Origin of the sequence: Enterococcus sp. (genome assembly GCF_022711995.1) — a bacterium.
Lineage (GTDB): Bacteria > Bacillota > Bacilli > Lactobacillales > Enterococcaceae > Enterococcus_D.
Genome location: NZ_JALAHI010000087.1, coordinates 19910 through 27125, shown reverse-complemented (window position 1 = coordinate 27125; position 7216 = coordinate 19910). Strand labels below are relative to the sequence as shown.

Here is a 7216-nt window from a genome sequence, read left to right as displayed (position 1 = left end):
GTTATATTCCCATGAATATCTGATAATAAAGCGATTCTTGTTTTCATTTAATGACCTTCTCCATCAATTATTCTTTGAATAGATTATATCATAATTGAAAATAACAAACGCTTTTGTATAATTTTTTAGTATTGCCTTGATTTGACAAATCATTGTACAAAAAAAGGTATTCCTATTATCAAAAGGAACACCTCCTATGGGTTAACGATTCACTGGAAACAGGTTGTATTGTTCCCTACTAAAATTTATTGATTCTGCCAGTCTGCTGGGAAAGTGACATAAACAAAGCGCGCTTCTTCTGGGACTGAAAATTGTATTTTGCTATTTTTAGGAATCAAAATGAGCTCACCGGCATTGGCAGAAACTTTCCGTCCATCAATAATGATATCTAGTTTGCCAGAAATGACATAGTCGATTTCATCATAATCGAGGGTCCAATCAAAGGTAGTTTCTTTCATCACCATCAAGCCACAGCCTAGACGGGGACTTTCTTCGAGTGAGAATAGATCCTTTGTATAAACCATATCGTTGGGGTTGCCTGTATCTAGACGATCTTCTTCGGAAACAGTGATCTCTGGTAGCTTGATTGCTGCAACACCACTGGGATCCACCTGTTTTGTTGGCATCAATTGTTCCGTTACGATTTGCCGAACCAGTGTTTCGATCATTTTGCGATTAAATTCTGTCATTATTTCACCTCATTATTTTGTTTCAGATCCTGGTTTACCTAACATGCGATTCGCCATGAAAATTGCGACAAAAATAGCTGTTATGCCTGCAACTAACTTACCGACGATCATTGGGAAAATCATTTCTTTTGCTACGCCAGCCGTAAAGCCTAGGTGATCACCTAAAACAAAAGAAGCCGAAACAGCAAACGCAATGTTGATGATTTTTCCACGATTATCCATGTCTTTTAACATTTGGAACATAGGAATATTATTTGCCAAGGTAGCTACCATACCGGCAGCAGCCACTTCGTTCATCCCTAAAACTTTTCCTAATTTCATTAGTGGTTTATTGAACACTTTTGTAATCACTGCAACTAAACAAAAAGCACCGGCTAAAGTCAATGCGATACTTCCTACGACTTCGATCCCTTCTGTAACAGGTGTAATGCCAGGAATGACCGTAATTCCCACAAGTAACTGGATTGCTCCGACAATCAAACCGATAATCGCCACGATGACAACACCTTGGCCAAAAATTTGGAAGCCTTTGATCATGCCGTTTGGTGCCAACCATAATCCCAAGATAATCAAAGCGGCAACGATAATGATAGGCAGCAAATTAGGAAGGATCATAGACATTGGCATTCCTGCGGTTAAACCACCGGCCAATAAGCCGAAAGGAATGGTAATAATTCCACTTAACACCCCTGTGGCTAAAAACTGTTGATCTTCTTTTTGAATAATCCCTAACGCAACAGGAATGGTGAAAACAATCGTTGGTCCCATCATAGCGCCAAGAATCGCTCCAGCAAATAAGCCTGCTTGAGGATCATTTGCTAGTTGCTGTGCTAGAGCAAATCCCCCCATATCATTTGCTAGTAGTGTTGTCGCGAACATTGCCGGATCAGCACCTAGCAATTCATAGACGGGAACAACGATAGGACTTAAAAGATTCGCCAGGACTGGGGCTAACGTGATGATCCCCACCATGGATAACGCTAAAGACCCCATCGCCATGATGCCTTCTTCAAATTGTTTTCCGAGTCCTAATTTATTCCCGATGCATTTATCAATGCCTCCAATGATCATAAAAAGAACCATAATATACATAATAATTTCATTAATGCTCATAGATTCAACCTCCTTATTCTTCCTCTGCAGTATCGATGACGCCAACGATCATTGCATCAATGGGTACTTCTGGATTTTCAGCAGAAATTCGAGCAGCATTGCCTTGACTGATCAATACTTTGTCGCCAATTCCTGCGCCAGCATTATCCGCTGCAATAATAAAGCCTTGTTTTTGTTCTTCTTGATTCAAAATGTCTACCATCATAAATTTCCAGCCGTTTAACTTCTCGTCTTTTCTTGTAGACCACAAACTGCCGGTAACTTTTCCTAAAAGCATGCTTTTTCCCCCTTTATAAGCAACTTTTGAGTGCGCGCATAGTCTTGTGCTAATGGTGTCAATTGCGCATTCTTTATTGGAGGAATGCGGTATTCTATCATTTTTTTCAATTGTTTTTCGGTGATGAAGGTCCGCTTAGGCAATGCCTTAGGCACAGATTTTTTCTGACAGGCTTTCCAAAAATCAGTATAGTCTTGCGACGAACGATAGAATGTCAGACCAAACTGCTGACATTTGTCGCGATATTCTTGGATTGTTTTTTTCACTTGATATTTAAGCGGTGTTTCTTTTGGAATCGCTGGCAAAGTTTCTAAAACAAGAATCGGCTTTCCTTGGAACAAAAATGAAAGTATTCTTTGGGTCAATCGATCGTTTTCTTGCAGTAAAGCAATACTGGACATTTGAGAAATCGTTAATTGTTTCACAATCATTCCAGCTGACTCTTGATCTTCACCGATTCGCCACTGAACAGTGGGAAACTGGTCATATAATTCGGCAGGGATATCTTTTTTCTCTTGCGAAAAAGCAAGAGAAAGGGTAGGCTTTGGAAGTTGCTGACAGATACGATCAGTAATTTGTTGAACCAGTTCTTCTATTTCAGAAACTTTCATTGTCCAACCTCCTCTTACTTAATGATGTAACCAAGAACACCTTTTGATAAACCACAAGCGTTTGCTTCGTCATAATCAATATGCATATACGTCGCGAAATGAGGACTGACACGTATCACCACATCATCAAAAATCAATGGTCGTGTGCCTAATACTTTTACTTGGACGATTTGTCCGTTAGTCACATTGTTTGCCAGTGCATCTTCTGGTGTCATATGGATGTGGCGTTTTGCCACGATCAATCCGCGATCTAGTGAAACAGTCGTTGCGCCATTCATCAATGTCACTCCTGGTGTTCCTTCAATCTTTCCACTTTCTCTAACAGGCGCGTTAATACCTAAAATTCGGGTATCTGTCATTGATACTTCTACTTGTGCTTCCTTACGTTCAGGGCCTAGAATCACGACATTTTGGAACAGTCCTTTGGGTCCTGCAACAGTGATTCGTTCTTTACATACATATTGACCAGGTTGTGATAAATCTTTTACTTTCGTTAACTGATACCCTGGTCCAAATAAATGATCGATTTCTCGACGAGACAAATGGACGTGGCGTCCAGAAGCTTCTACTTCAAATGTGTGATTTTGTAGTTGAATTCGTTTGATAACTTCTTCAACAATTTCATTGATTGAATCCAATGTGTTCATCTCCTAGTTCAGTTTTACTACAGTCATTGTTTGGATCAACGCATCCGCCCATTCTTGGAAATACTGATAGCGTTTATCAGGCTGTTCTTCGAACAAGAATAGGATCTTGTCCAATTGAAGTTGGATTTCCTTTGAAGAATAATCCCATTGTCTTCGCTGACTGCTCTCTATCACTACTTGCTCTTGATCAATCGCTTGTTCAATCACCGAGAATTTTCCTTGAATGATATGCTCCAACCAAGCTTGTTGTTTCTCAAAGTACAGCCATAGTTCTGCAGGAAACGTGTCATCTCTCAACATAGGAAAATAAAGGAGATGCTTCAAGTGCTGGATTTCATATTCTATCTTTCGTGATAGTGAATTTGTTTTGATCGAGGAGGTCCGAAGCGGACGAAGGTTAGCTCTTTTCTTAGTATTTGTCGTTACACTAGTAATATGATGCTCACGCAAATAACTTTTTGCAGCTGGCGTCAACAGACTTCCTGAAGGAATAATGAGATCCATCCCTTCTTGTAACTCTTTTCTAAGTATTTTTTTGCGAAGTTCATCTTCGGTAATGACTGTCATAACACCCCTCCTCACTTAATGTTTGGGACAGAAGCCATGATCACTTCTGCCCCGAACATTTAAGATGATCATTCAGTTACAGCATGCGGTAAAATAGCATCAACTTCTGTATGTGGACGAGGGATAACGTGAACAGATAGCAATTCTCCTACTCGTTCAGCAGCGGCAGCACCAGCATCTGTTGCTGCTTTGACAGCACCGACATCTCCACGAACCATGACAGTAACTAATCCGCCACCAACTTGTTCTTTCCCAATCAATGTTACATTTGCTGCTTTGACCATTGCATCTGCTGCTTCTACAGCACCTACTAAACCACGAGTTTCGATCATTCCTAAAGCGTTTGTACTTGACATTATATTTTCCTCCTAAAATGTTTGTTTTATTTTTAAAAATTCGAGACCATTCATAAATGGATTTCAGTCTCAAATTCTAAATCCAAAAGTTATCTTGTTTATCGTTTTTCTTATTGAGGCACCTTATTTAAGACGTGCCATTACTTGAGCAACGATCGCATTGACCAATTCCTCTTTATTGTTCGTTGCATCCGTGTTTTGTGGCGTCGTTGTTTGACCAAATTCTCGACGAATATCCTCTAAGTCACGAACACCGTAAGCAACTCTACGCAAATTGAATAGATTTTCAACACCAATATTGTCTGAAGTTGAACTTCCTCCAACAGCGCCGCAGCCCAGCGTCAATGCTGGTACTAAATTCGTTGATGCGCCAATCCCACCTAGTGTTCCAGAGGTATTGACAAGCAAGCGAGACACTGGTTTTTTGGCACCAAATTCTCGAATGACTTCCTTGTTTTCCGTGTGGATGCCCATTGTATGGCCTGCGCCTTCACCTTTGAGGATCTCAATCGATAAAGCACAAGCAGCTTCCCAATTCTCCACTGTATAAAAAGCGATGATTGGTGCCAATTTTTCTCTTGAAAATGGATACTTCAACCCAACGTGAGTTTCTTCAGCCACAATCAAACGACGATCATTTGGAATAGCCAGACCTACTAGAGAGGCGATATGTTGAACCGAGCGACCAACGATTTGTGGATTCATTGTTCCGTTTGGCCGTAAGATAAATTTAGCTAACTTATCCGCTTCCTCTGCACTCAAGAAATAAGCCCCTTGCTTGATCAATTCTTCTTTGACCGCTTCACGATTGACATTTTCTACAATAATGGATTGTTCAGAAGCACAAATGGTGCCATTATCAAATGTCTTAGAGTCCATGATTTGCTTAACCGCATGAGGAATATTAGCGCTCCGTTCAATATAGGCTGGACCATTCCCAGGACCCACTCCGATTGCGGGTGTTCCAGAGGAATACGCAGCTTTGACCATCGCATTGCCGCCAGTTGCCAAGATTAAGTTCGTATCGCTATTTTTCATCAATTCACTTGTTACTTGCATGGTAGGTGTTTGAATGACCGAGACACAGCCTTCAGGGGCACCTGCTGCTATAGCTGCTTGTTGAATGATCTCAACGGTGGCAATGATCGATTTTAGTGCATTGGGATGGGGTGAAAACACAATGCTATTTGCTGCTTTTAAGGAAATCAGCGCTTTATAAATGACTGTTGACGTAGGATTGGTCGAAGGAATAAGTCCAGCAATCACACCTACTGGTACCGCGATCTCAGTGACCTTTTTAGCCGCATCATCATGAATCACGCCCACAGTTGCTTTATCTTTTAGCTCGTCATAAACGACTTTTGAAGCAAAGGCATTTTTGATGATCTTGTCCTCATAAATACCGAAACCTGTTTCTTCATGGGCCATTTTCGCTAGTTTTTCTCGTTGGGCAAAGGTCGCCTCAGACACAGCTTTTACGATTGCGTCGATTTGTTTTTGCGAGAATGTTGCTAACTCTTGTTGGGCTTCCTTGGCTTTTCTGATCAAATTTCTTGTTTCTTGGATGGAACGTAAATCTTTATCTACTAATTCCACTCGTCTTCACTTCTTTCTATTTCTGCCATAATTGCTTGGATCAGCGATTCTTTGTTTGCTAATTTGATTTCACTTTTCTTTAATGTGCTCAAATTCATTTTGTATGCTTGTTTGCGTAAATCTACTACTCGCTTACTTTGTAGTTCTTTTAATTGAGCGGCATCAACAACGGGTGCTTTGTCTGATGCTTCAATATCTGGGACTGATAGCACTGCCTCTGACTTATCTTTAGGCTCTGGTATCGCTTTTGCTTCTGATTCAGTGTCTGCCAGTGTCTCTTTAGATGCTGTTTGTGGTTGTAGATCTGATATTGAGTCTGTTTCTGATACTGTCTTTGGTTCTGTCTTTGATTCTGTTTGCGATTCTGTCTTTGATTCTGGTTCTGGTTTTGCTTCTGATTTTGATTCTGTTTTTGGTTCTAAATCAGACAAAATAATTTCTGTTTGGGCATCCACTCGAGAAATGACGTGGTGGGCTATTAAGCAATTCAGCTCCTTAGCCACTTCAACACCCACCTCTACTGCTGCATTGACGGCTGCCACATCACCAACAACTTCGACGGTTGTTAGACCACCATGAATAATTTCCGCTTTTAACAATGTGACATCGGCCGCTTTTAGGGCTGCATCTGCTACACTGATGGCGCCTAAGAAGCCCCGCACCTCGACCATTCCTAATGCTTTCATCTGCTACACATCCTTAATAACTCAATGGATTATCGGCAATAGTTTGAACTACCTGTTCAAATGCACTACAAGCAGCTTTACAGGCAGATTGACTCCCTGTCAGCAACGCACCACCAAAATTTGTTTCAGATGGTGGCCCATAAAAGACGCCCATTTGTACATCAGCAGCCTTCATCGCAGCATCCAGAGCAACCATCGCTTCTAACGGCGGTGCAATCAGATAGGCGATCGCTTCCCCTTCTGGAACATTGGCTTGTTCCGAAAGAAAGCTGCCTGTTCTGGAAACAACATGCGCAAAATATACGATGCTATCGTCGTCATTGGCACTATAAAAACTTGCCTCTTCTTCAATGACTTGTGTGATCACACTTAGTCCACTATTGATTTCTGCTGGACTGGGTCCGGCAATGATACCGATTACTTCACCGGCAAGTTTCGTTGATGCATTTCCGGCTCCCGCATACATACTCTTTCCGTAAACAACTTCGACATCCGCCGCTTTTGTTGCTTCATCTAATGCAACGTATGTTACATCATCACAATCAGAAGTCACAATTCCTAGGGATCGATGTTCTGGCTTTAACGATAATTCTTTGGCCAAAGCTGGATCCACATTGGGAATGACTTTCATGCTTAATACGTTGGCACCTAAACGATCATTTTTCATAACCTTC

10 protein-coding genes are annotated in these 7216 nt (G+C 41.2%); all 10 read right to left on the bottom strand.

The annotated features are described in order from the left end of the window. Positions 1-245: 245 nt before the first annotated feature. The 10 genes from Q0A12_RS08835 to eutL all read right to left on the bottom strand — a co-directional run bounded on the left by Q0A12_RS08835 (position 246) and on the right by eutL (position 7209). Positions 246-689: an ethanolamine utilization protein EutQ gene (locus tag Q0A12_RS08835; protein WP_291292285.1), complete on the bottom strand. Its 444-nt coding sequence runs from the start codon at positions 687-689 to the stop codon at positions 246-248. A 12-nt stretch (positions 690-701) separates the two neighbouring features. Then, positions 702-1802 (bottom strand): ethanolamine utilization protein EutH, encoded by a 1101-nt coding sequence (eutH, locus tag Q0A12_RS08830; RefSeq protein ID WP_291292284.1) that lies wholly within the window; start codon positions 1800-1802, stop codon positions 702-704. A gap of 13 nt (positions 1803-1815) precedes the next feature. Then, positions 1816-2079 (bottom strand): EutN/CcmL family microcompartment protein, encoded by a 264-nt coding sequence (locus Q0A12_RS08825; protein ID WP_142434828.1) that lies wholly within the window; start codon positions 2077-2079, stop codon positions 1816-1818. Continuing rightward, positions 2070-2690 (bottom strand): ethanolamine utilization protein, encoded by a 621-nt coding sequence (locus tag Q0A12_RS08820; protein ID WP_291292283.1) that lies wholly within the window; start codon positions 2688-2690, stop codon positions 2070-2072. Before Q0A12_RS08820 ends, Q0A12_RS08825 begins: the two co-directional genes overlap by 10 nt. 14 nt (positions 2691-2704) lie before the next feature. Further along, entirely contained in the window at positions 2705-3337 is a 633-nt protein-coding gene (gene eutD / locus Q0A12_RS08815; RefSeq protein WP_291292282.1) for an ethanolamine utilization phosphate acetyltransferase EutD, read from the bottom strand. 3 nt (positions 3338-3340) lie between these two features. Continuing rightward, on the bottom strand, positions 3341-3904 hold the full coding sequence (locus Q0A12_RS08810; protein WP_291292281.1) for a hypothetical protein: 564 nt from the start codon (positions 3902-3904) through the stop codon (positions 3341-3343). Between the two features lie 68 nt (positions 3905-3972). Beyond that, positions 3973-4260, bottom strand: coding sequence for an ethanolamine utilization microcompartment protein EutM (eutM, locus tag Q0A12_RS08805; RefSeq protein WP_002345855.1), 288 nt, complete (start codon positions 4258-4260; stop codon positions 3973-3975). Between the two features lie 123 nt (positions 4261-4383). Next, positions 4384-5856, bottom strand: coding sequence for an acetaldehyde dehydrogenase (acetylating) (locus Q0A12_RS08800; protein ID WP_291292280.1), 1473 nt, complete (start codon positions 5854-5856; stop codon positions 4384-4386). Further along, positions 5847-6542 carry a BMC domain-containing protein gene (locus tag Q0A12_RS08795; protein ID WP_291292279.1) on the bottom strand — a complete coding sequence of 232 codons (696 nt, stop codon included), beginning with the start codon at positions 6540-6542 and terminating at the stop codon, positions 5847-5849. Before Q0A12_RS08795 ends, Q0A12_RS08800 begins: the two co-directional genes overlap by 10 nt. 13 nt (positions 6543-6555) lie before the next feature. Further along, positions 6556-7209 (bottom strand): ethanolamine utilization microcompartment protein EutL, encoded by a 654-nt coding sequence (gene eutL, locus Q0A12_RS08790; RefSeq protein ID WP_291292278.1) that lies wholly within the window; start codon positions 7207-7209, stop codon positions 6556-6558. Positions 7210-7216: the final 7 nt, after the last annotated feature.

Coding starts and splice junctions, on each gene's coding strand:
- Q0A12_RS08835 (WP_291292285.1), bottom strand. CDS start 689: ATGACAGAATTTAATCGCAAAATGATCGAAACACTGGTTCGGCAAATC.
- eutH (WP_291292284.1), bottom strand. CDS start 1,802: ATGAGCATTAATGAAATTATTATGTATATTATGGTTCTTTTTATGATC.
- Q0A12_RS08825 (WP_142434828.1), bottom strand. CDS start 2,079: ATGCTTTTAGGAAAAGTTACCGGCAGTTTGTGGTCTACAAGAAAAGAC.
- Q0A12_RS08820 (WP_291292283.1), bottom strand. CDS start 2,690: ATGAAAGTTTCTGAAATAGAAGAACTGGTTCAACAAATTACTGATCGT.
- eutD (WP_291292282.1), bottom strand. CDS start 3,337: ATGAACACATTGGATTCAATCAATGAAATTGTTGAAGAAGTTATCAAA.
- Q0A12_RS08810 (WP_291292281.1), bottom strand. CDS start 3,904: ATGACAGTCATTACCGAAGATGAACTTCGCAAAAAAATACTTAGAAAA.
- eutM (WP_002345855.1), bottom strand. CDS start 4,260: ATGTCAAGTACAAACGCTTTAGGAATGATCGAAACTCGTGGTTTAGTA.
- Q0A12_RS08795 (WP_291292279.1), bottom strand. CDS start 6,542: ATGAAAGCATTAGGAATGGTCGAGGTGCGGGGCTTCTTAGGCGCCATC.
- eutL (WP_291292278.1), bottom strand. CDS start 7,209: ATGAAAAATGATCGTTTAGGTGCCAACGTATTAAGCATGAAAGTCATT.